At 63.9% G+C, this 23,013-nt stretch carries 20 protein-coding genes; 10 read left to right on the forward strand and 10 right to left on the reverse strand.

The window, feature by feature from the left end:
• Position 1: 1 nt before the first annotated feature.
• Entirely contained in the window at positions 2 to 1,252 is a 1,251-nt protein-coding gene (locus RZE79_RS33835; RefSeq protein ID WP_319361806.1) for an ABC transporter substrate-binding protein, read from the reverse strand.
• 280 nt (positions 1,253 to 1,532) lie between these two features.
• Here RZE79_RS33835 and RZE79_RS33840 point away from each other — a divergent pair, with 280 nt between their 5' ends.
• The 7 genes from RZE79_RS33840 to RZE79_RS33870 are packed head-to-tail and all read left to right on the forward strand — an operon-like array spanning position 1,533 to position 8,089.
• On the forward strand, positions 1,533 to 2,939 hold the full coding sequence (locus RZE79_RS33840; RefSeq protein ID WP_319361807.1) for an MmgE/PrpD family protein: 1,407 nt from the start codon (positions 1,533 to 1,535) through the stop codon (positions 2,937 to 2,939).
• Positions 2,936 to 3,439, forward strand: coding sequence for a MaoC family dehydratase (locus tag RZE79_RS33845; protein ID WP_319361808.1), 504 nt, complete (start codon positions 2,936 to 2,938; stop codon positions 3,437 to 3,439). The genes RZE79_RS33840 and RZE79_RS33845 overlap by 4 nt, the downstream gene beginning before the upstream one ends.
• Positions 3,436 to 4,596 carry an acyl-CoA dehydrogenase family protein gene (locus tag RZE79_RS33850; protein WP_319361809.1) on the forward strand — a complete coding sequence of 387 codons (1,161 nt, stop codon included), beginning with the start codon at positions 3,436 to 3,438 and terminating at the stop codon, positions 4,594 to 4,596. Before RZE79_RS33845 ends, RZE79_RS33850 begins: the two co-directional genes overlap by 4 nt.
• A gap of 10 nt (positions 4,597 to 4,606) precedes the next feature.
• The gene (locus tag RZE79_RS33855; RefSeq protein ID WP_319361810.1) at positions 4,607 to 5,086 is read left to right on the forward strand and encodes a MaoC family dehydratase; all 480 of its coding nucleotides are present in this window, start codon (positions 4,607 to 4,609) and stop codon (positions 5,084 to 5,086) included.
• Positions 5,086 to 6,309 (forward strand): CoA transferase, encoded by a 1,224-nt coding sequence (locus tag RZE79_RS33860; RefSeq protein WP_319361811.1) that lies wholly within the window; start codon positions 5,086 to 5,088, stop codon positions 6,307 to 6,309. Before RZE79_RS33855 ends, RZE79_RS33860 begins: the two co-directional genes overlap by 1 nt.
• A gap of 18 nt (positions 6,310 to 6,327) precedes the next feature.
• Entirely contained in the window at positions 6,328 to 7,248 is a 921-nt protein-coding gene (locus RZE79_RS33865) for a CoA ester lyase (protein ID WP_319361812.1), read from the forward strand.
• Positions 7,249 to 7,258: 10 nt separating this feature from the next.
• Complete coding sequence (locus RZE79_RS33870; RefSeq protein WP_319361813.1) at positions 7,259 to 8,089, forward strand: helix-turn-helix domain-containing protein; 831 nt, start codon at positions 7,259 to 7,261, stop codon at positions 8,087 to 8,089.
• Between the two features lie 105 nt (positions 8,090 to 8,194).
• Here RZE79_RS33870 and RZE79_RS33875 read toward each other — a convergent pair whose 3' ends face one another.
• Positions 8,195 to 8,338 carry a hypothetical protein gene (locus RZE79_RS33875; protein WP_319361814.1) on the reverse strand — a complete coding sequence of 48 codons (144 nt, stop codon included), beginning with the start codon at positions 8,336 to 8,338 and terminating at the stop codon, positions 8,195 to 8,197.
• Between RZE79_RS33875 and RZE79_RS33880 the strand changes: the two genes are divergently transcribed.
• From RZE79_RS33880 to RZE79_RS33890, 3 genes are all read left to right on the forward strand, one after another.
• Positions 8,338 to 10,263, forward strand: a complete 1,926-nt coding sequence (locus RZE79_RS33880; RefSeq protein WP_319361815.1) for a 3-hydroxyacyl-CoA dehydrogenase NAD-binding domain-containing protein — start codon at positions 8,338 to 8,340, stop codon at positions 10,261 to 10,263. The genes RZE79_RS33875 and RZE79_RS33880 overlap by 1 nt on opposite strands.
• The gene (locus RZE79_RS33885) at positions 10,260 to 11,447 is read left to right on the forward strand and encodes an acetyl-CoA C-acyltransferase (RefSeq protein WP_319361816.1); all 1,188 of its coding nucleotides are present in this window, start codon (positions 10,260 to 10,262) and stop codon (positions 11,445 to 11,447) included. The genes RZE79_RS33880 and RZE79_RS33885 overlap by 4 nt, the downstream gene beginning before the upstream one ends.
• A gap of 97 nt (positions 11,448 to 11,544) precedes the next feature.
• Positions 11,545 to 13,401 (forward strand): acyl-CoA dehydrogenase, encoded by a 1,857-nt coding sequence (locus tag RZE79_RS33890; protein WP_319361817.1) that lies wholly within the window; start codon positions 11,545 to 11,547, stop codon positions 13,399 to 13,401.
• Positions 13,402 to 13,549: 148 nt separating this feature from the next.
• On the opposite strand, the gene RZE79_RS33895 is transcribed toward RZE79_RS33890, so the two are convergent.
• The 8 genes from RZE79_RS33895 to RZE79_RS33930 all read right to left on the reverse strand — a co-directional run bounded on the left by RZE79_RS33895 (position 13,550) and on the right by RZE79_RS33930 (position 22,958).
• Entirely contained in the window at positions 13,550 to 14,236 is a 687-nt protein-coding gene (locus RZE79_RS33895) for a hypothetical protein (protein WP_319361818.1), read from the reverse strand.
• A gap of 1,416 nt (positions 14,237 to 15,652) precedes the next feature.
• Positions 15,653 to 16,651 (reverse strand): tripartite tricarboxylate transporter substrate binding protein, encoded by a 999-nt coding sequence (locus RZE79_RS33900; RefSeq protein WP_319361819.1) that lies wholly within the window; start codon positions 16,649 to 16,651, stop codon positions 15,653 to 15,655.
• Between the two features lie 34 nt (positions 16,652 to 16,685).
• Positions 16,686 to 17,405 (reverse strand): TetR/AcrR family transcriptional regulator, encoded by a 720-nt coding sequence (locus RZE79_RS33905; protein ID WP_319361820.1) that lies wholly within the window; start codon positions 17,403 to 17,405, stop codon positions 16,686 to 16,688.
• 8 nt (positions 17,406 to 17,413) lie between these two features.
• The gene (locus RZE79_RS33910) at positions 17,414 to 18,295 is read right to left on the reverse strand and encodes a fumarylacetoacetate hydrolase family protein (protein ID WP_319361821.1); all 882 of its coding nucleotides are present in this window, start codon (positions 18,293 to 18,295) and stop codon (positions 17,414 to 17,416) included.
• A gap of 40 nt (positions 18,296 to 18,335) precedes the next feature.
• A complete protein-coding gene (locus RZE79_RS33915) occupies positions 18,336 to 19,532 on the reverse strand; it encodes an FAD-dependent monooxygenase (protein ID WP_319361822.1) in 1,197 nt (398 codons plus the stop codon).
• A complete protein-coding gene (locus RZE79_RS33920; protein WP_319361823.1) occupies positions 19,529 to 20,515 on the reverse strand; it encodes a cupin domain-containing protein in 987 nt (328 codons plus the stop codon). Before RZE79_RS33920 ends, RZE79_RS33915 begins: the two co-directional genes overlap by 4 nt.
• A gap of 30 nt (positions 20,516 to 20,545) precedes the next feature.
• Entirely contained in the window at positions 20,546 to 21,958 is a 1,413-nt protein-coding gene (locus tag RZE79_RS33925; protein WP_319361824.1) for an FAD-dependent oxidoreductase, read from the reverse strand.
• 16 nt (positions 21,959 to 21,974) lie between these two features.
• On the reverse strand, positions 21,975 to 22,958 hold the full coding sequence (locus RZE79_RS33930; RefSeq protein ID WP_319361825.1) for a tripartite tricarboxylate transporter substrate binding protein: 984 nt from the start codon (positions 22,956 to 22,958) through the stop codon (positions 21,975 to 21,977).
• Positions 22,959 to 23,013 lie beyond the last annotated feature (55 nt).

Raw genomic sequence — 23,013 nt, forward strand, 5'->3', positions numbered from 1 at the left:
CTTAGTCAAACGGCCGTTCGCGGAAGAACGCCATGGCGCGCGGGTCGCGCGCCGAGGCAATCTTCACCAGCGTCACGGCCTCGTCAGGGACGGCACAGTGATTCTCTGGCGAGAGGGAAAGCGTACCGCTCATGCCGCGGTAGTTTTTCAGCGTGTCAAAGCCCCGCTTGAGAACGACCGGGTCCACCGATTTGAGGTTTTCGGAGACCACCTTCAGCACATGCAGGAAGTCGTAGAACGGCGACACGACGGCATTGGGCTCCTGCCCCTTCACTTCGGGGTACGCCGCCAGCTTCCTTGCGTAGGCAGCTTCTCGCTCACCGATCGGTTTGCTCGCGGTGTAGCTGAAGTTCTTGAGATAGGTCGCATAGACCTTGTCAGTGCCCTCGGGCGGCAAGACATCGAGCAAAGTCTCGCTGTGAAAACCGTTGCCTCCGGCGACGAGCGGATACCAGGCAAGGCTCTTGAGCCCGTTGAGAAACAGCACGGCGCTGGGGACAATGGAGCAACCAGCGACCAGCGCAGTCGCACCCGCACGTTGCAGGTTGCGCAACTGGTTGCGTGTGTCCACCGCGCCCAATGCGAACGATTCGACGCCCACGGGGGTGATGCCGAGCGCCTTGAGTCGTTCGATCACCTGGGCGGCCAGTGATTCGCCCCAGCCGCTCACTTCGTGGAGGATGCCGATCTTCTGCTGGCTCATACCTTTGACCAGCATCTCCACGATCGCCGCTGATTGCTGCTTCGTGTTGTAGTTGAACTGGTAGTGGTACGGATACTTGTTGCCATCGACCACATCAACTGCGTAGGCACCTGTGCCATGCAGCATCTTCTCTGCGGTGGAAACCTGCAGCGCCGACACGGCCTGTGACGTGCCGACCGGCCCAACGACGATGTTGACACCGGCCTCGCGAAGCTTGCGCATGACCGCCGGCTCCTTGGCGGGCGAACCGTCGTCGTCTGCATCAACGAATTCGATCTTGCGTCCGAGGAGTCCGCCCGCCGCGTTGATCTCCTCGGCCGCCACGCGCGCCGGGGCGAAGAGCGGCGCATACGAGGACGCGAATCGCCCGGTGAGCGGGCGCACCATGCCGATCTTCAGAGGCTGCGCGGGTTGCGCCATCGCCGTGCCAAGCCACAGCCCCGCGCTACCTGCGCCCGCCCATCGGAGGATGGTGCGCCGGTTGGAAGCGGCGGTCACGAGCCGCTCGAGCGTGACGGCCGGCGTCCCGGAATCGTTCTTTCGATACATGACTTGTCTCCGTTTGGTACCCACCCACGTGGGTCGTTTCTTATGTCGTCTGTCCGAGGTTGAAGCCAAGGCCGGCGCAGTATTTGCGGAGTCGCAATAGCCTGTAAAGACTCCACGCACAGACAGCACATACGTGATGCGGCTCAGGGGAAAACCCGCAGACAGCCCGTTTTGCGCGACTGACGATGTCGCATCACGTATGTGCTGTCTTCGGTCCACGTATAGCGCGACGGTGGTGTCCTGTCGCATAGTTCGATCACAAGAACCGAACGAGACAAACGTGTCCGCGACATCCGAATCCATCGCCGCTGCGACGACCAACGAGCAGACCTCACTCACATCTGCGCTCGTGGCGAGGGCACGGTCGATTGCGCAAACCCCCCTCCGTGACGACATGCGGGAACTCGCACGTCAATGCGTGCTCGACTGGGTCGGCGTCACACTGGCCGGCTCACGAGAGCCGCTTGTGCGGCTGCTGCGAGCCCAGGCCCGCGAGGATGGCGGCAACGCCGTCGCAACGTTGGTAGGCGACGGGTCATCGGCAAGCGTGCGCCAGGCCGCACTGATCAACGGCGCCGCCGGCCACGCGATTGACTACGACGACGCGAACGTAGCAGCTCAGGGGCACGTGACCGCAGCGGTTCTGCCGGCCGCGCTGGCCATCGCAGAGGCACGCGGCTTGGGCGGAGACGCCCTGCTGCGCGCATTCGCCGCAGGCTACGAGATCACCGGAATGGTCGGTCAATACGTCGGCCGTGCGCACTACGAGCTCGGCTTCCACGGCACCAGCACCATGGGAAGCTTCGGCGCGGCTTACGCTGCGTCCACCCTCATGGCCCTGGACGCCGACGCCACAGCTGTTGCGCTGGGCATTGCCGGCACGCAGGCGGGCGGCCAGAAGGCGCAGTTCGGGACGATGTGCAAGCCATTCCATGCCGGCAAGGCGGCCGAAAACGGTGTCGTCGGAGCGCAGCTGGCCGCACGCGGCTTTACGGGCCGGGCCGATCTGCTGGAAGCCCCGCAAGGCTTCGGCGCCGCCACCACGCCCACGCCCGATGCCAAGGCCGCCGTTGCGACACCCGCCGGCGGCAGTCACCTGCACCACAACCTCTTCAAGTACCACTCGGCCTGCTACGGCACGCACGCAGCGATCGAGGCCGTATCCGCCATTGCGCGCCAGCACGGACTGACGCCTTCCGACATCGAGTGCATCGAAATCGACGTGGAGTCCGGCGCGCAGCGCATGTGCGACATCCGCGCACCACGCACGGGACTCGAAGCGAAATTCAGCATCCGCCTGAACGCCGCACTCGCCATCGCGGGAGAGGACACCTCCGCTCCGGCCACCTATTCGGATGCCACCGCACAGCGTGCTGATCTCATTGCCTTGCGCGACCGCGTGTCGGTTCGCTTCATGCCGGCAGGTTGGCCCTACATGCTCGCGGAAGCACGCGTGCGCACGCGCGACGGACGCGATCTGGCCATGCGCTACGACAGCGGCATCCCCGACACCGACTTGCGTCGTCAGCGCATGAAGCTGGAGCGCAAGTTCATGGCGCTCACCGTGCCCATCGTGGGCATCCGACACGCCCAGACCATCCTCCGCGCGCTTGCGGAGATCGAGAAAATCGAGGACATCGGCTCGCTGATGTCCATGCTCAAGCAACCCAGCGGAACACATTCATGAGCCAGGACATTCTTGCGCGCGCCAAGCCCCGGAACAAGGGCTTCTGGTACGAGGACTTCGATATCGGACGGGTCTTCGTCCATCACTGGGGCCGCACGGTCTCGCAGGCAGAGAACGCGCTTTTCACGACGCTCACTCTGCACTTCAATCCACAGTACACGAACATCGAGTTCGCCAAGCAGATGGGGCACCGCGACACGCCCGTCAACCCGCTGCTGGTGTTTAACACGGTGTTCGGCCTCTCGGTGCAGGACCTGAGCGAACACGGCACGGCCTTCCTGGGCGTGAACGAGCTGCGGCACACCGCCGTTTTCTACCCTGGCGACACCATCTTCGCCCGCTCCACTGTGATCGAGCGGCGCCTGTCCGGGAGCAAAAAGGGCATGGGTATCGTTGGATGGCATACGCAGGGCTTCAACCAACGCGACGAGTTGGTCTGCGATTTCAAGCGCTCAAACCTGGTGTTCCTGCGAGACGCCACACAGGACACCGGGCAATGATCTCGTCATTCATGACCGACGAGCGGCGCGCTATTCAGGCGCAGGCGCGCGAGTTCACGTTGCGCGAAGTGCTTCCGGTCGCCAACAAGCTCGACCCCGAGAAGGGCGAAATCCCGATGTCGCTGCGCGAGAAGATGGCCGAGATGGGCTACTTCGGCATCCTCATTGACGAACAATACGGCGGCCTGGGTCTTGGCGTCTTCGAGTACTGCCTGGTCACCGAGGAACTGGCGCGCGGCTGGATGAGCGTGGCCTCCATCATCGCTCGCGCCAACAACCTGCCGGGCATGGAGAAGCTCAGTTCCGCACAGAAGAAGGATCTAATGCCGCGCGTCGCCCGCGGCGAATGGCTGGGCGCTTTCGCCATGTCGGAATCCAACGCTGGCTCGGACATCGGCAACATCAGCTGCCGCGCACGGCGCGATGGCGAGTCGTGGGTGATCCACGGGAACAAGTACTGGTGCACCTTCGCCGATGGCGCGGATTACCTTGTCGTGATCGCCCGCACGAGCCCCGCGCCCGAAGGCAGGAAGCACAAGGGCCTATCGGCCTTCCTGATCCCCAAGAAGCGCGGCGAGTTGCCCAAGGGCATCAACGGTGCCCCGATCCCCAAGATCGGCTATCACGGCTGGAAGACCTGGGAGCTGTCGTTCGACGAATTTCGTGTGCCTGCCGATGCACTGCTCGGCGAGGAAGGCGAGGGCTTTTACCTCGCCTCGCAAGGCCTGGAGAAGGCGCGCGCACACACGGCGGCCCGCGCCATCGGCCTGGCACGCGGCGCGCTAGACGACTCGATCGTCTACGCCAACGAGCGCGAACAGTTCGGCTCCTCCATCGGCAAGTTTCAGGCGATCCGCTTCAAGCTGGCGCAGATGGCCACCGAGATAGAGGCTGCACGCCAGCTCAACTACTTCGTGTGCATGCAGATCGATTCCGGCGGCCGCTGCGACCTCGAGGCCTCGATGTCGAAGCTGTTCGCGACCGAAATGGCCGAACGCGTGACAAGCGAAGGCCTGCAGATCCATGGCGGTGCGGGTTACACGACGCTGCACGCCGTGGAGCGCTACTGGCGCGACGCACGGCTGACCAAGATTTTCGAAGGCACCTCCGAGATCCAGCTACGGATCATCTCGGACCGCCTGCTCGGCAAGCAATGAAAGGCAAATCATGAAACTCGGGCAATTGACCGAACGCGATAACTACTTCGAGGACTTCACCGTCGGTGAGGTGATCAAGCACGTGCGCAGCAAGACGCTCGAGCCGCTCGAGCAGGTGCTCATCACAAACCTGGTGATGAACACCGCGTCGGGGCACTTCGACGAGGAAGTAATGAAGAGCCACCCGGCCGGCAGGCGCCTGTCGTTCGGCGGCGTCAACATCTCGATGTTCATCGGCCTGGCGAGCCAGGACACGGCCGAGAATGCCATCGCCGAAATCGGCATGGACAAGATCCGCCTGCAGGGTCCCGTGTTCCACGGCGATACGCTTACAGCTTATACAGAAGTGCTGGAGGTGCAGCCGGCAGACCGCGATGACGCTGGCATCGTGCGCTTCAAGCACTACGGCACCAAGCAGGACGGCGGCATCGTCTTCGAAGGCGAGCGCACTGTGCTGATGAAGCGCCGCTCGCATTGGGGGGAGCGCTGATGGCCGCCACCGGTTTCGGCGCGCTCGACGGCATCCGCGTGATCGACTTCACGCAGATGCTGGCTGGCCCTTTTTGCACGCAGCTTCTCGCCGACCAGGGTGCGGAAGTGATCAAGATCGAGCCTGTGGAAGGCGAGGACAGCCGTGGCGCGGGCCCGTTCCGGCCGGAGGACGAACTGCGCGCGTTCGGCGGTTACTTCGCCTCCGTGAATCGCAACAAGCGTTCGATCGGGCTGAACCTGAAGGACCCTGCCGCGCGCGACATTGCGCTCAAGCTGGCGGACAGCGCCGACGTGGTGGTCGAGAACTACCGCGCCGGCGTCATGGACCGGCTGGGACTTTCCTATGAGACGCTGCGCGAACGCAACCCGCGCCTTGTCTACGCCGCCATCCGCGGCTTCGGCGATCCGCGGACAGGAAATAGTCCGTATTCGGAATGGCCCGCGTTCGATGTCGTTGCCCAGGCAATGGGAGGCCTCATGCAGATCAATGGCCCCGACCGCTTCACGCCGCTGAAGGTCGGCCCCGGTGTGGGCGACCTCTTCCCTGCCACCCTCTGCGCCTTCGGAATTTCATCGGCGCTGCTGCGCGTCGCGCGCACGGGAAAGGGCCAGTTCGTGGACGTCTCGATGGTCGATGCGGTGTTGGCGCTGTGCGAGCGCACCGTGCACCAGAACTCGTTCCAGGGCGAGATTCCGCACCCGGAGGGCAACCGCCACCCGTTGCTCTCGCCCTTCGGCCTGTTCCGCGCCAAGGACGGCTTCGTCACGCTCGCGGCGCACTTCGACGCCTGGTGGGTCAAGCTCGCCGGGCTCATCGATCGCCCCGATCTGGCGACCGACACGCGCACCGCTACGGCGGCCGCGCGCGTCGCCAACAACGCGTTTGTTTACGAGCAGTTGGAGCTCTACACGATGCAGCGCACCAAGAAGGAACTGGCCGCCGTGCTGGGTGGAAAGATTCCGTTCGGTCCGGTCAACAATGTTGCCGAAATCCTTGAAGACCCGCACTTCGCGATGCGCGAAATGATCCTCAAGGTGGACCACCCAGGTGTGGACCGCCAAGTCGCCATCGCCGGCATTCCGCTCAAGATGACCGAGACGCCCGGGCGCATCGCCAGCCGCGCACCGATGCTCGGTGAACACACGGACGAAATCCTGCGCGAGATCGGCGTAGGCATCGAGCAGGCAGAGAGCCTGCGCGCAGAACGAATCATTGGTTGAAAAGAAGAGAGAACCCAAATGGCCCATATCCGTCCGCGCCGCGCACGTCGCGTCCAGCTTTCCACCCCCGGCTCTTCCGAGAAGATGATGGCCAAGGCCGCTGCCAGCGATGCCGACCACGTGTTCCTCGATCTCGAAGACGCGGTCGCCCCGAACCAGAAGGTGGCGGCGCGCGGCAAAATTGTCGAGGCGCTCAACACGCTCGACTGGGGCAAGAAGGTGCGCTGCGTGCGCATCAACGATCTGTCGACCGAGTATGCCTACGAAGACATCATCGAAGTGGTCGAAGGCGCGGGCCGCAACCTCGACACGATCATGATGACCAAGGTCACCAGCGCGGCGGACATCCTGTTCGCCGACCGGCTTCTCTCGATGATGGAAAAAAAGCTCAAGCTCGAACGCCGCATCGGCCTGGAAGCGCTGATCGAGGAAGTCGAGGGCATGCAGAACATCGATTCGATCGCACGCTCGACCGACCGGCTGGAATGCCTGATCTTCGGCATGGGCGACTTTTCTGCCTCGATGGGCATCAGCCTCGATGCCGTCATTGGCAGCAACGCCAGCTATCCGGGCGACATGTGGCACTACGCACGCTTTCGCCTCGTGATGGCATGCCGCGCAGCAGGGCTCGACCCGGTCGATGGCCCTTATGCTGACTTCCGCAACAGCGATGGCTACCGCGAAGAATGCCGCCGTGCGGGAACACTGGGCTGCGTGGGCAAGTGGGCTATCCACCCCAGCCAGATCGCGCTCGCCAAGGAGGTCTTCAGCCCCGATGCCGACAAAGTGGCCAGCGCACGCAGGCTCGTCACCGAATACGCTGCCGCTGAGGCGGCGGGCTCGGGCGCGATCCAGGTAGACGGCGCGATGGTGGACGTCGCAACGGTTCGCCTGCTGCGCAGCGGCATTCTGAGCCGGGCCGACCTCTACGGCATGTGAGCGGAAAGCGATGGCCAAAAAGCCCGAACCCGCCGGCGAGGAGCAGGCCAATTTCGATGCGGGTGGTCGCGAGCTCGCCGGCGTCATCAAGTCCGCCAAGCGCGTACTGGAGCTCTTCGAGTACTTTGCGGAGTGCCGCAGGCCGCTGTCGGTCACCGATATCGTGCGCGGGCTGGACTACCCGCAGTCGAGCGCCTCAGCGCTGCTCAAGAGCCTGACGCGACTGGGCTACCTCGACTACGACCGCTACGAGCGGCTGTACGTGCCGACCCTGCGAGTCGCGCTGTTCGGCGGCTGGGTGCAGGACCAGCTGTTCAGCCAGCGCAGCCTGTCGCTCCTGATCGACGAGCTCCACGCCGCCAGCGGCGGCCAGGCCGTCATTCTGGGCATGCAGAACGATATCTACGTGCAGTACATCCACCTAGCCCAGTCGTCGCGGCAGGACGGGCCGGCCTGGTACATCAAGCCCGGTTCCCTGCGCCCCCTGTGCCGCTCGGCCACGGGGCGAATCCTGCTCAGCCGCAAGAGCGATGTAGAGGTGCAGCAGCTGCTCTGGCGCATCAACGCGGAGGAAGAGCCCGCGCTGCGCCTGCAGGTGGGGGACCTGCTTAAGGAACTCGACAAGATCCGGCATGACGGCTATGCGTACACCGAAGGCACCGTCAATCCGCACGCAGGGGTGATTGCCGTCGAGTTGCCGACCCCGCCCAGCCAGCCGCCGATGGCGCTGGGCATTGGCGGAGAGGTCGAGATGCTAAGGCGCGAGAAGGACCGCTTTCTTGAGCTGTTGCGCCACGTGCTCCAGCCCTACCGCGCACGCGCCCTGCCCGCCAAGCCATGAACGCGCCGAGGTTGTACCGAGAGGCTCCACCGGGCCTCGGATTTCGCACGTTCCCATTTTTTGCATGCCAGTTGAAGAAGCGACTCCCCCATGACAGAACCTGTTTCATTTGAGCGGCACGGCCGTATTGGCGTGATGCGCATCGCCAACCCGCCCGTCAATGCCTTGTCTGCGGCCGTCATCGACGGAATTGCCAACGCCCATGCGGCATTCGAGGCCGATGCCGGGCTCAACGCCCTGCTGCTGCATTGCGAAGGCCGCTCCTTCGTGGCCGGCGCCGACATCGCCATTTCAGCCCGGTACACCTCAACGCCGCGCTGGCGCGCATCGAGCACTCACGCCGCATCGTCGTCGCGATGTTGCACGGCACCGCGCTTGGCGGCGGCCTGGAGCTTGCATTGGCCTGCCACTACCGCGCGGCGCTACCTGGGACGCGCGTGGGCCTGCTCGAAGTCAAACTGGGCATCTTGCCGGGTTCGCTCGGCACGCAACGCTTGCCGCGGCTGGTCGGAGCGCAACGGGCGCTTGAAATGATCCAGACCGGACGCATGCTCGGCACCCATGCCGCGCGTGATGCTGGCATCGTCGACGAAATCGTCGAAGAGGCCACCGAAGGTGGGGCGCTCGCCGCCGGCCTGGCCTACACACAGCGCTTGCTGCACCGCAGCGCGCAGCCCCGGCGACTGAGCGCTCTCGGCGTCAGCCCGGCGAGCATCCCCGAAGGCCTGTTCGAGAACGCCCTACACGAGGCCACGACGCGCAAAGCGCCCTACCCCGCTGCGCGCGCTATCGTGCGTGCGGTGCAGGCTGCGGCAACGCAGCCTTTCGCGCAGGGTGAAGCTCTGGAGGCCAAACTGTTCACCGAGCTGATCGCGACGCCCGAATCGGCCTCGTTGCGACACCTGTTTTTCGCGGAACGCCAGGCCAACAAGATTCCCGGCTTGTCGAAAAACCTTGCGCTACGGCCGATCCGCAAGGTCGGCGTGGTGGGCGCGGGCACCATGGGTGGCGGCATCGCCATGACGCTGGCGAACGCCGGCCTCCCGACCGTGCTGCTGGAGGTGTCGGCACCAGGGCTCGACCGCGGCCTGTCGCTGATCCGCAAGAACTATGACGCCAGCGCGGCGCGCGGCAAGTTGAGCGCAGAGCAAGTGACGCAGCGCATGGCGTTGATCCAGGGCACGCTGGACGATGCCCAAATCGCCGACTGCGACCTTGTGATCGAAGCCGTTTTCGAGAACATGGCGCTCAAGATGGACGTGGTCGCGCGGCTGGGCAAAGTCTGCAAGCCCGGCGCGATCATCGCCACGAACACCTCGACGCTCGACGTCGATGTCATCGCTGCAGCGAGTGGACGGCCGCAGGACGTTCTGGGCATGCACTTCTTCAGCCCCGCGCACGTGATGCGGCTGCTGGAGGTGGTCCGAGGTACGCGCACGGCCCCCGACGCACTGGCCACAGTGATGAAACTGTCGTCTCAGCTGGGCAAGGTCGCCGTTGTCTCTGGCGTCTGCTACGGCTTCATCGGCAACCGCATGGCCGAGGTCTACATGCGGGAGACGGAGCTGCTGCTGCTCGAAGGCGCGGCGCCGGCGCAGATCGACGCCGCCGCCGAGAACCCAGCGCTACTGGGCATGGCCATGGGCCCGTGCCGCATGCTGGATATGGCGGGTCTGGACGTTGCCGCCAAGACACTTATCGAACGCGAGAAGGAGGACGGTCCGATGCTCGACCTCGCGTACCGGCCGATCGTGCGTCGCCTGTTCGAGCAGGGCCGGCACGGCCAAAAGACCGGCTCGGGCTACTACCGCTACGAAGGCCGGACGCCGGTGGCAGAGCCGGAGACGACGCACCTGGCCGAAAACCTGGCCGCACAACTTGGCATCGCGCGCCGCACGGACATCACCGACGCGGAGATCGTCGAGCGCCTGCTCTACCCGATGGTGGCCGAGGGCGCCCGCATCCTCGAAGAGGGCATCGCCTACCGCGCCAGCGACATCGACATCGTCTGGACGGCGGGCTACGGCTTCCCTGACCATCGCGGCGGCCCGATGTATATGGCCGGTCGCATCGGTCGGGCACGCATCGTTGAGCGCGTGCAGTACTACGCGGCCCGCAGCGGCAACGCTTGGGGCTACTGGACCATTCCTGCTCAGCTGGAGAAAACACTATGAGAGAAGCCGTCATCGTCTCCACGGCCCGCACGCCGATCGGCCGTGCGTACAAGGGCTCGCTCAACCACATCAAATCGCCGTCGCTCGCGGCGCACGCCATTGCGGCGGCCGTCGAGCGCGCCCGCGTCGAGCCCGGTGAGATCGAAGATGTGGTGATGGGCACCGTGCTGTGCGCCGGCACGGCCGGCATGAACCTCGCGCGCAATGCGCTTCTGGCCGCCGGACTTCCCGTGGAAGTATCCGGGCAGACGCTCGACCGCCAGTGCGCCTCGGGCCTCATGGCCATCGCGACGGCTGCCAAACAGGTCATGGTAGACGGCATGGACGTGGTGCTTGCCGGTGGCCACGAGAACATCTCGGCCGTGCAAGCACCGTACTTTCAATGGGCCAGTTCCGAGATCGATCCGCGTGTGGTGGCACACGCTGAGCATGCCTACATGCCCATGCTGCAGACTGCGGAATTCGTGGCGAAGCGCTATGGCGTTTCGCGCGAGGCGCAAGACACCTACGCCCTCGAGTCGCAACGCCGCACCGCAGCGGCCCAGCAGGCCGGCCGGTTCGATGCGGAGATCGTCCCCATCCGCACCACCATGGCAGTGACGGAAAAAGAGACGAAGACGATCTCGTTTCGCGACGTGAGCTTGGCGCGCGACGAAGGCAACCGCCCCGACACAACGCGGGAATCACTGACCCAACTAGGTCCGGTACTGGAAGGCGGCACGGTGACAGCGGGCAACGCCAGCCAGTTGTCTGATGGCGCGTCGGCATGCGTTCTCATGGAACGCACGCTGGCCGAGAAGCGGGGCCTCTCGCCGTTGGGCATCTACCGCGGCATGGCAATGGCCGGCTGTGCGCCCGAAGAGATGGGCATCGGCCCCCTGCTCGCGATTCCCAAGCTTTTGCGCCTGCACGGCCTGCGCATCGAGGACATCGGGCTGTGGGAACTCAACGAAGCATTCGCCGTACAGGCGCTCTACTGCCGCGACCGCCTCGGCATCGACCCCGATCGCTACAACGTCGATGGCGGCGGCATCTCCATCGGCCATCCTTACGGCATGACGGGCTCACGCCTCGTGGGTCACGCGTTGATCGAAGGCCGCAGGCGCGGCGTCAAGTACGTGGTGGTCACCATGTGCGTGGGCGGGGGCATGGGTGCGGCCGGCCTGTTCGAGGTAACGAGCTGATGCAGGCGGAGCAGAAACGGAGACTCGGTCCCGTCCCTCCCGACACCTTTGCACCGTATTGTCAAGGCTGAACGGCCGCGCCACCACCTGAACACTCATGGAAACGCTCACCCTACCCTCGCGCATCCTGTCGCGCCGCAACCTGGACTTCGTGCTCTACGAGTGGCTCGATGCCGGGGCGCTGATCCAACGCAAACATTACTCAGATCATTCGCGCGAGACCTTCGACGCGGCGCTAGACCTCAGCGAGCAGATCGCGACGGAGGTCTTCTATCCGATCAACAAGATCCTCGATGCGCAGGAGCCCACGTTTGACGGCGAGCGCGTGCACACGCCCCCCGAACTCGCCACAGCCCTGCGCGCGTTCTGCGATGCGGGCCTGATGGCCGCGTCGCACGATACCGACTTGGGCGGCATGCAGCTGCCCATGCTGCTGAGCCAAGCGTGCATGGCGTGGTTCCACGGTGCCAGCGTGAGCGCGACGGGCTATGCCATGCTCACCATCGGCAACGCCAACCTGCAGATCGTCTATTCAGACGCGGAACACATCGACCGCTGGGTCCGCCCCATGCTCGAAGGCCGGTATTTCGGGACCATGTGCCTGTCGGAGCCGCAGGCGGGCTCGTCGCTCTCCGACATCCGCACACGCGCGCTGCAGCAACCCGACGGCAGCTATCGGCTGCACGGCAGCAAGATGTGGATCTCCGGCGGCGACCATGAGCTGTCGGAGAACATCGTGCACCTGGTACTGGCCAAGATTCCCGGTGCCGACGGGCAACTGGCACCCGGAACCAGGGGCATCTCCTTGTTCCTTGTACCCAAGAAGCTGTTGGCAGATGCGGAGGGGCCGGCCGAACGCAACGACGTCACACTGGCGGGCCTCAACCACAAGATGGGCTTTCGTGGCACCACCAACTGCTTGCTGAACTTCGGCGAAGGCCGCCATGCGCCGCGCGGCTCCGCAGGCGCCATCGGCTGGCTGATAGGTCAGCCGGGCGAGGGACTGCGCTGCATGTTCCACATGATGAACGAGGCACGCGTGGGCGTCGGTCTGGGTGCAGTGATGCTCGGTTACGCGGGCTACCTGCATGCGCTGGACTACGCACGCAACCGTCCGCAGGGCCGCCCCCCCAAGGGCAAGAATGCCGCAGCGCCGCAGGTGCCCATCATCGACCATGCGGACGTGCGCCGCATGCTGCTGGCCCAGAAGAGCTATGTGGAAGGCGGCTTGGCGCTGGTGCTGTATTGCGCCCGCCTACTCGACGACGTGAAGACAGCGCCAACCAGCACGCAGCGTGAGGACGCCAATATGCTTCTGGAGCTTCTCACTCCCATCGCAAAATCATGGCCCTCGCAGTGGTGCCTGGCGGCCAACGACCTCGCGATCCAGGTGCATGGCGGCTACGGCTACACGCGCGACTACAACGTCGAGCAGTACTACCGCGACAACCGACTCAATTCGATCCACGAAGGTACGCACGGCATCCAGGCGCTCGACCTGTTGGGCCGCAAGGTCGGGCCCAATGGGGGCCACGGCCTCGCCCTTTTGAGAACCCGCATCGAAGCCAGTGTTTTACGCACCGGTGCGGCCACGGACTCGCAGGCCCCGGAAATGGCCGGATGGGGTGCGCAGCTCCTGCAGCACCTCGACGGCATCGAGGCCGTCATTCACCGGCTTCATTCGCTGGGAGACCTCGACCTCACGTTGGCCAACGCCAGTGTCTTTCTCGAGGCGCTCGGCCACATCGTCATGGCCTGGATTTGGCTGGAGCAAGCGCAGGTCGCCGAGGCGGGTTCCTCGAACGCGGTCGCTGACGACGCCGGCTTCTACGCCGGCAAGCGCCAGGCCGCGCGCTTCTTCTTCCGCTGGGAGTTGCCCAAGGTCGGCCCCATGCTCGCGCTGTTGGCGTCCGCCGATGACACGACGTTGCGGATGAGCTCAGACTGGTTCTGAGCGTCGCAGCGCGGGGCGTCATCCCTGCCTGACCTTCAAGTGCATTCGTGCCATCGCGATCACGGATAACACCATTGGCGATGCACCATTGCTTCCGGAGCTGCTGGCACGCATTAGCGCCGGCACTCTGGGTGCCGGGAAGCATGTCTTACTTGTTGTGCTTCTTGATCCGTGTATCAAAGAACTCTGCAAGCACAGGATCATTCGCACCCAGATCCCACTCGCGACTGGCGATGGACTGCACGTATGAGCGGCATACCGCCATCTTTTCGACTGGCGATGCCGCCGCCATGATCGGAGCGATAGCCGATTGATATTGGGCATCAATGATTTTTGGCGCCGAAACCTCAAGCATATCCTTCAATGCCTGCCTAGTGCGGGGGTCAACAGACGGGCTTGCATATCGAGCCTCCAACTCAAGCAAGACAGAGCGACTTTCGTCGAGATAGCGTTGATGGCGGACCTCCCACGCACGAAATTCCTGCTCTCCCGTTGTTCGCAGTAGGGGGCTGTAGGGTGCGCAGATACCAACTAGCCTTAGAAGAATCTGTCGAATCGAGTCCGGAGAGACGATCGCGGCTACAAAAATCTGCTCTTCGGTTGCGTACTTTGGCGTCTGGGCGGACGCCACAGACGCGGCGGTGAAAATGAAACCCCAAAGCAGTCCAACTCCAACCTTGGAAGATATTGCCTTGCAGTTCATCGTAATGAGTTTGTAGATCAACGGCTCCTGGATGACGTGCAGAAAACTGTGTTCGCGTGCCCCGCAGTGCTTTGGCGCCAACACCCAATACGGAATGACATTGCGAAATAGTTCACAAAATTCCGATTTCACGTGAGGTGCGCATTATTGATGGGCATGCTGCCCAACAGCGTAGCGCGTTCCTGCGTGATTCGATTCCGTGTGGAACGCAAGAAGATGCCGAACGCTCGCATAGTCAACATCCCTCCTCGAAATCAGCTGCCCAGCGAGAGGCCCGCTTCAACCGTTCTTCCATTCTCGCAGCACGGTTACCCGAAAAACCTCAACGCTCCTGGTCGACAGCTTGGTAGTCGTCTCAACGGCGAGTCGCTGAGGTTGCATCCGCAACGTCGCACGCTCATGCAGACGCTCCCAGACCTGAAGTCGCCGGACACCGGGTGCGCGTGCAACCGACCTGCCCACCCCCCGCGACGCGGCAGCGCCCCTCATGATCGACGTCATCGCGCTGTTCGCTTTCGCCATTTCCGCGGATCAAGCATCACAGTGTGCAGATCGGCACTCGGCCACCGAAAACGTTGCACCAATGGCCAGGGACTCAGTTCGCCGACATCGCACGAACAGAGTGCGACCGGCAAAGATGGAATGCCGCCTTCGGCTTGTGCGCTCTCTATCTTTCGAGGCTCACCTTGCCGGGCCCCGGAGTCAAGGTCTCGAGCCATTCAAGTTCCTTGGGATCGTAGGGGAAGGAGAAGCTCGAATCATCAAATCGCACTTTCACCATCCATCCGCGCACTCCTACGACGGCCCCACGCCGTCCTTGAAGCTGGACTCGCGCCCCCCTTCTGGCCGGGACTGCGAAACGGAAGCTAATCTGGTCGTAGGTCATTCGCAGATCCTCACGGAAAGAATGTTGACTGCCGTTGACAATTTTCAACCCAGAATCAGAAAGGGTGAATCACAACCGTGTTCATTTCAAGATTTCGATGGTCACCGATTGCACCAGCGCCACGATCGGTCCGAGGTACTGGGCGTGCTGAAGAACTGCGACGACACGTCGACCCCGCTGGTCCGCAAGTGAAGACCGAGCATCAAGACGCCTCCGAACAGCACGCGACTCGGCCTTCGGGTGGCAAACGTGGTCGCCGTCAGGGCGATGCCGCCGTGGCCGGCGACCACTCCCTTGACTCCGCCAGGAGGTATGCGCCCGCCAGGCAGCGCGGGAGCAGCGATCGCCGCCAGGAAGCGAACATCACTCCGGGCAGCCTTGCGTATCCGTTGACTCGGACGACTCGCTCACCGAGTGCAGCACGAGGCAGGCGCAGTGCGCGACAGGAACCGGTTGAGTCCGACGGTCAGCAGCACGGCCACTCACCCATCAGGTGATGCCGGACCAGCGCCAGGCCGGTCATCGGGAAGGCCGAAGATGCCGACGAACTCGCCTGCATGCGCATGGCTCAGTGTCCAAGCCGGGCGTGCTTGAGCCACTGTGCCGATGATCTGGCTGCCAGACCTTCATATGCGCCATCCTGTCCCCTATTCGCAGGCTGTTCAATTCGCTGTGATGCCCAGCGCTTTCACCAGCGGACCAAAGCGCGCACGGTCGGCGACCATCAGGTCATTCAGCACCGACGGAGCGCCGGGGGTCGCCGTCAAGCCGTAGCCGGCAAGTTGCGCGGCCACGTCCGGCCGTGCCAGCGCCTTGTTGATTTCCGCGTTCAGCCTTCGCACGACGTCGGTGGGTGTAGACGCGGCACTGAACATGCCAAACCATACCGTGATGTCCAGATCGGTGTGCGATTCCTTGAACTCCGGCAGTTGGGGAAACACTTCTTTCGCGGCTGGTCCACTGGTTGCCAGCGGGATCACATGGCCAGCTTTCACCTGCGGCATCGCCTCGGCCATGCTGACGATCACCGCATCGACGTCGCCGCCCATCAGGCCCTGCAACGCAAGTGACGTGCCCTTGTAGGGTACATGCGTCATCTGTAGCCCCAAACGCTTTGCGACCAGCTCCATTGCCATGTGAGAAGGGTGGCCCGGGCCGCCGCTGCCGAAGTTGATGGTTTTTGGCTTGGCTTTCGCGAGCCGGATGAAATCGGCAAAAGTCTTAACTTTAAGCGCGGGGCTGACCAATAGCACCAGCGTGGCCTTGCCCAACAACGCGATGGAACGGAAGTCCTTGATCGGGTCGTAGGGCAATTTGGAGAAGGTGAAAGGGTTCACGACCATCACTGCATCGGGCGCCACAAGCAGAGTGTGGCCGTCGCCCGGCGCCCTGGCGACATATTGGGCTGCAATGGCCCCACTGGCCCCCGCGCGGTTATCCACGATACCCGGCTGACCCAGCGCCTCCCCCAGTTTCAGAGCCATGAGTCTGGCGATCACGTCGCCCAGCGCTCCTGGCGGACTGCCCACCACCACCTTGATAGGACGTGCGGAAAGCGGCTGCGCGTGCATCGGTAGATGGGCAGATGCCCCGAATCCAGTGGCGAGGATCTGCAGCAGGGCTGCGCGGCGGCTGGGGAATGCGCGGGAAGAAGCTGTCATGTGGTCTTTCTTGCGTGCGCGGACGTGCCGCCGCTCAAGTGGGGCGTCTCTTGCCAGCAGGCCGCGAGGGCGCAGCTTTGGAGGGACGGCGGGGAACAGCGTCGCAGGCGCGCACGCCTGTTGCCGCATCTGCCGAGAGCAGGAGCATTGCCTGGGCCATGCGCATCCATGAATCCATGAGGTGCTGAAACTCCTCGTCGGAACCCGCGATGAGCTGCCTGACACCGAAGCCGCGTGCAATCGCGAAGGTGAGGCGAACCACGTCCTTGGCCTGGCGAGCGGGATGACCGGCGTCCACCAATGCGTCCAGCCAGGCCTGTTCCACCGGCAGGCGATATTGCTGTGCCAGTCGTTTCACGTCGCTGCCGAGCGTGGAACCGGGGTCTACCATCATCAGGTCGAGAGAAAGCAGGAAATCGTCGCCCAAAAAGAACTCCCGGCTGTCGGCAACCAACTGTTCCAGCAATTGCTCAGGTGCATCGCGACCGGCCGCGATGCGTTCCAGCGCGTGCTGCTGCGTTCGTCGATAGACCTCTTCCAGCGCCTGCAGTACCAGCATGTCCTTCGATGGAAAATGATGTGTTTGTGCGCCTTTGGACACGCCCGCATGCTCGGCCACTTCGGCGATGCGAAAACTTGCATATCGCTTTTTCTTCAGCAGGTCGATAGCACCGTCGATCAGCTTGCGCTGCGTCGACTGGGTGCGTTCGGCCTGGGTACGGCGGGGGCGTGCGGCAGTGGGAGACCTGGGCATGGGCATCTCTAGGGGTGGCTGGAAACCTGTAGTGTCATCTCCCCGATGCCTTCGCAGGCCGCGCGAATCTCGTCGCCGGGCACCACCGGCCCCACGCCTTCGGGCGTTCCGGTCAGGATCACGTCGCCTGGGTGCAGCGTGTACAGGCGCGAAGCGATCACGATCAGGTCCGGGATGTCGATGGTCATCGCGCCTGTCGAGCTGTGCTGGCGCCGTTCTCCGTTCACCCAGAGAGATATCGTCAGTGCGTGGGGATCGGCGATCTCGTCGGCAGTGACAAAACAAGGGCCCAGCACGGTGTAGGTGTCGGGTGACTTCCGGAAGCTGCGGTCTTCTGTCCCGCGCACTGTCATGTCCAGGCCGATGCAGTAGCCCGCGACATGCGACATGGCATCGGCTCGCGAGATGGCATGGCCCGCCTTGCCGATCACCACGCCCAGTTCGAGTTCGTGGTCGGTACGCCGGTCGGGAAGAACAATCTTCACGCCCTCTGCAGGGCCGGAAATGGCCGACGTGGCCTTGAGGAACAGCCCGTATGTCTCAGCAGGACGCGCCACGCCTTCGAGGGCCTTGCGGTGCACGCCCTGGTCCACGCCCGCATCCTTGGTGTCCTGCTCTACATGAAGGCGATAGTTGGCGGGGGCTGCCATCACCTTGCTCGGGTTGGTGATCGGGCTGTGAAGCCGTACCTGCGACAGCTTGTACGGCCGGACGCTGCGCGGAACCAGGCGCGCGGCTTCCATTAACGTGGGCAGGTGCGCGATCAGCGGATCACCCAGCGGCATCGGCCACCGCAATACAGGCAACGCGTCCAGCGCGGGTGTGATGTCGAACACCTCATTGCCCTCGATCAGGCCGAGGCGGTCGTCGTCGAATCGACAGAATTTCATGCAGCTTCTTTCAAGAGTTCTCTGTTGCAACTGCCGGGCATCAAGCCGGTGCGCCGCCGTGTGTCGGGGGCACGTTCCACAGCCAGTCGAAGCAGCGATACAGGTCTTCCGTGGTGCGCTCCTGCAACTGCTGCGTCCGGACTTGGGCATCAGCGCCACCGCAGTGGTAGGTATGCCAGAGTGCGCGCGATTCGAGTTGCACGCGCGCCGTTCGCACGAAGCGCTGCCGCTCGAACGCCGCGAAGGCGTGCGCCGGGTCCGTGGGGTTCTTCATCATGAGCGCTGTCAGGGACGAGGCGTCTTCCAGGGCCATTCCCGCACCCTGTGCGAGTGACTGCAGCGTGGCATGGGCCGAGTCGCCCAGCAAGGTCACGCGGCCATCGGCCCACTGCCGCAGCGGGTTGCGGTCGGCGATGGACCAGCGGCGTTCGAGATTGACCATGGAGATCACGTCACGGACTTCCGGCTGGGTGCGCGCGGCCGTGTCGTCGATGTAGTTCCTGTATCCGTCGTTGTCGGTGGGCTCCAGGCCCGAAGGCACTCGAAACACGGCAACGATGTTCATCTCGGTGCGTTCGCGCAGCGGGTAGTAGATGACGTGAAAACCATCGCCGGTCCACATGGTGACGCCCGTGCGCTTGTGCAGGCTGATTGGCGCCTCGCGCATGGGAACAATGGTGCGATGCGCGACGTAGCCGGTGTCGCGCGGCGCGTCGTCGGGGTGCATCTGTGCGCGCAGACGCGACCGCAGGCCATCGGCCCCGATCAATGCGCAGCCCTCGATGCTTTCGCCCGCCTCGGTCTGCACCTGTACGGCGTCGGAGGTCTGCGAGTAGCCCCTCACGGTGGTGGCCTGGTTCAGGTCCACGCAGGGAAGTTGGCGCACCGCCTTCAGCAGAATTTCGTGCAGGTCCACGCGGTGGATGGCGATGTAGGGGGCGGGGTAGCGGCGCTCGAACGCCTCTCCCTTGAGCGGCACGCGCACCAGTTGCTCGCCCGTGTGAGCGTCCAGCAGGAGCAGGTCGTCGGGCAGATAGGAGGCGCGACGCACTTCGTCGCCCAGGCCCAGGCGCTTGAGCACAGGCAACACATTGGGGCCGATCTGAACGCCGTACCCGATGGGGGCGATCTCGGCGGATTGCTCCAGAAGCCGCACGCTGATGTCCTGCTGGCCCAGACCCAATGCGGCGGCCACGCCGCCCAAACCGCCACCGACGATGAGAACAGGCCGTGTCATTCGCAGGCCTCCAGTGCGTCGTAGCCGCAGAACGCCATCAGACCTTCGTCGGTGAGGGCGACCAGCACGGCGTCGTCGTGCGCCGCATGCGCCACGCGCACGCCCAGCGGCGCCACGAAGACGTCGCCAAAAGACCAGGAGAAACGTTCGTCACCAACGGCGCTCACGCCGCAGCCTCTGAGTACGACGTAGATCGCATTGGCGTGGCGTCGATAGGCTTTTCCCTGCCAGCCTGCAGCCCAATGGTGAACCTTGATCGTGATGGTGGGCATCAAGGCGGAGGTGACGTCCACGGTCTTGCCGAAGAATGCATCACCGCCCTCCCCCGCATCGGTTGCTGCGAGCCGACGCTCGGTGTCAGCCCATTCGATGCGCATCGGCGAGTGGTCCACCTGTTCGGCGTTCTGCTCCCATTGTTCGGGGTGGTCCTCCGCCTTCATCGGTTCCAGCAGGTGCACAAGTGGAAGGTCGAGGCAATCGAACCAGAAGGCCTGCGCGTCACCGTCGTGGCCGTGGCCATGCCAGTGGTTGCCCGGCGTCAGGACGATGTCACCCGTTTCCATCGGATGCCGCTTGCCGTTCACGACCGAGTAGGAACCTTGTGACTCGATGATCACGCGCAGCGCATGCGACGAATGGCGATGCGAACGTGCCCTCTCGCCCGGAAGGATCGATTGGTAGGCCCCCACGAGCGTGCGCGTCGTGGCGAAATCGTTGCCCTCGATCGGATTGCGCAGCACGAAGTTGCGCCGCTCTGCGAGGTCGGTGCCGATGACACGGCCGGCCGCCAGCAGGGCCGGCCGGATCTCGGCGTAGCGCCAATGCACAGGCACGAACTTCGAGCGGGGGGCGGGCCACATCAACGGCTGTGGGCGTGCAACCCAGCCAGGCGTGCAGTTCTGTGCATCGATGGCACGGATGAGTTCGTCCACGTGGGTGATCGTGTCGTACCGCGATGGGGACGTTTCCAAGACTTCGGACATCAGTTGTTTCCTATGGGAATGGGATGCGGCTCAGGCGGCGGCCTGCGCGAGGCCCACGCGGCGGCAGGCATCCTGCGCGGCGAGGCGGCCGAAGATGCAGCCCTTGGCGAGTGACGAGCCGCTCAGGTAGGACGCGCCATGCAGCCCGCCCATGACTTCACCCGTGGCATAGAGGCCTGCGATCGATTGACCGAAGACGTCGAGTACGCGGGAGCCCGCATCGGTGCGCAGGCCGCAGTAGGTGGAGTTGAGTCCGGTGGTGCAGGCGATGCCGTAGAACGGTGCGACCGAGAGTGTGGGCACCGCGCCGTAGCCTGCCGTGAGGCAATCGCGCCCCATTTCATCGCCTCCCCGGCCATCGGCGGCTGCGTTGTAGCGCGCCACCGTGGCCTCCAGTGCGTCGGAGGGCAGGCCGAGCAGTACTGCGAGATCGTCCAGCGAGTCGGCGCGCTGGATCAGCCCGGCTTCGAGCGCCGAGTTGTAGTCGTCGACCGTTGGGAAAGGCGCGGATTGGGCCATGATGCGATGATCAAAGACCTGCACGCCAATGCGCCCAGGTTGCTTCAGGCATTCCTCGCCGATCAGCTTGTACGAGAGCGATTCGTTGACGAAGCGACTGCCGAGCATGTTCACGACGATGCCGCCCTTGTACATGGTGTGCACCAGATGCGGCGCGATCTTTTCCTTGCCCGGGAGCGGCGTGTGGGCCGGTGCACCGTAGGTGCCTTTGGTGAATCCCATGTCAACCAGGTCGGCGCCCAACGCCCAGGCCATGCGCAGACCGTCCCCTGTGTTGCCTTCACCCCCCATGGGTTTGGCGTCGGCAAGATGCGGTGCGAAGCGGGCAACAAGCTCTCTTGAGCGCGAGAACCCCCCGGTCGCGATTACCACGCCGCCACGCGCCATCACCCGCTCGCCGCTTTCCAGTTCCACGCCGACGACCTCGCGTTCGGCGTCCTCGCCGCGGGAGATCAGCCGACGCACGCCTGCGTTCGCGCGAAACGCCCCCCCTGCATCCCGCAGTGCTTGATGCAACACGCGCAGCATGTGCTTGGGGTCCAGGCTGTGCAGGCGCGGCATCGACTGGCCGCCGTTGAGCGTGACGTTGTCGAAATCGAGGCCCAGGGATTCGAGCCAGCGGTAGGCGTCGTATTGATGCTCGGCGTAGGCGCGCACTACTTTGGGATCGTTGGCGTGGTGCCCACAGGTGAGCAGATCCTGCTCGAGCAGTTCCGGTGTATCGGCGATGCCTTGCTCTTTTTGCACGCGCGTTCCGGCGAACGCGAAGGCACCACCGCACATGACGGTGCTGCCACCGTAAGCAGGCATCTTTTCCAGCAACAGGACTGAAGCACCAAGGCGCGCAGCTTCGAGAGCCGCACAGTGGCCGGCCATTCCAGCGCCTATTACGACCACATCGCGATGCGGTGTTGCGTTTTCCATCTTGGTTTTCCTTCGTTCAGTCGAGTTGGACGCCAAGTTGCCTGATGACGGCACCCCAGGATTTGATGTCGGACTTGATCTGCGCATCCATCTGCGCCGGCGACGCGACCAGCGGCGTGAGCGATTGAGAGGCGAGCAGTGCGGTCATTTCGTCACTGCGCAGCACCGTGTTGATCTCTTCGTTGAGCTTGCGCACGATGGCGGGCGGCAGATTCCCCGGGCCTACCACCCCCATCCAGATCATCGGAATGTCGACGCCGGTGATGCCCGCCTCGGAAAGCGTAGGAACCTCGGGCAGTGAGGGCACGCGGGTCTTGCCCAGTACGGCCAACGGCGTCAGGCGGCCAGCCTTAATAAATGGCCCTGCGCCCCCTACGTCAAACATGGCCGAATCCACATCTCCCGCGACCACCGACTGCGTCGCTGGTGCCGCCCCCGCGAACGGCACGTGCAAAACGTCAATCCCTACTTTCGACTTGAGCAATTCGGTTGCCAGCGTATAGGGTTGCGCGGAGCCCGACGAGGCATAAGAGAGCTTTCCGGGATTGGCCTTGGCATGCGCGATGTACCCCTTCATCGATTGAATGCCGGTCTTGGGATTGACGAAGATCACGGTCTGGAACTCAGCCAGCAGGGAGATCGCCGTGTAGTCCTTGTTGGCGTCGTAGCCCAAGGGGCGCTTGTAGAGCGCAGGGAGCATCGACCACGGTGTGGTGACGCACAAGTAGAGCGTATAGCCGTCCGGTTTTGCACCCGTGACGTACTGTGTTGCGATGAGACCGTTGCCGCCAGGTTTGTTGTCGACGATGACCGGCTGACCAAGCCGCTTGGTAAGCCCCTGGCCCAACACGCGAGCAGCAGCATCAAGCCCTCCCCCGGCACTGAAGGGAACGACGATGCGAATCGGCTTATCTGGATAGACCTGGGCGCCAGCGCCTGCAGAGGTGATGGTCAGCGCCGCCGCCAAGAGGGCGCGCAGCGACTGGATGCAACGATTCATGGGGAGTCTCCGTTCGTTTTTGTGAAAATGCTCTTCGGCAGTACCGGGAACGGTG

The organism is Variovorax sp. EBFNA2 (assembly GCF_033802765.1).
GTDB lineage: Bacteria > Pseudomonadota > Gammaproteobacteria > Burkholderiales > Burkholderiaceae_C > Variovorax > Variovorax paradoxus_H.